Source organism: Ochrobactrum sp. BTU2 (assembly GCF_024539785.1).
Classification (GTDB): Bacteria; Pseudomonadota; Alphaproteobacteria; order Rhizobiales; family Rhizobiaceae; genus Brucella; species Brucella anthropi.
On the sequence record NZ_JAHWRG010000097.1, the window covers coordinates 1 to 569 of the forward strand.

Sequence of the window (569 nt, forward strand, 5' to 3'; positions counted from 1 at the left end):
ATTCCGCGTGCCATGGCTTGTGAAAGCTCATCCGGTGAAAGCTTCATCCGGGCAAGCTGGTCAGCTGCGTCGGCAATTGTTTCCGCTGACATCAAAACCGTGCGGATTTCTTCGGTAAGACCCGCAAGCGCCCCGGCCGCATCATCCTGAAGCCGGTCAGTCAACTTCCCGATAATGTCTTCAGTAGGCGATTGCTTTTCGCGAGCATTCAGCATCTTGCGAACCGAATTGAGTTCCGGCGCGCGCCCTTCCGATTTAAACAGGCGATCCATCATGGAAGACTGACGCCCGCCAATCAGTTCTTCGCCATCCTGTGGTGCCGGGACGCCAAGGCGTTCGCGGATATATGCTGCCCCGGCCGTCAGCCCGTGCTGGGCGAATTTGTCGAAGGCTTCCGCGAATTCCTTCAGCATCACCTCATCAGGGCGACCGATCCGCACAATCGGATAATGATCCTGCGGGCCGAAATTCATGGCGATCAGGTTTGGAACAAGCTGGCGAATGATGGTGGCGGTGATCATCATGGCATCGGAACGCTCGATATCCTCTTGGACGAGACGATGTTCCTG

General features: G+C 56.4%; 1 protein-coding gene. It reads right to left on the reverse strand.

Annotated features, from left to right (window positions below; translation table 11 throughout):
* A partial coding sequence (locus KWJ32_RS28190; RefSeq protein WP_256886632.1) for a DUF935 family protein occupies positions 1 to 569 on the reverse strand: 569 nt, incomplete at both ends.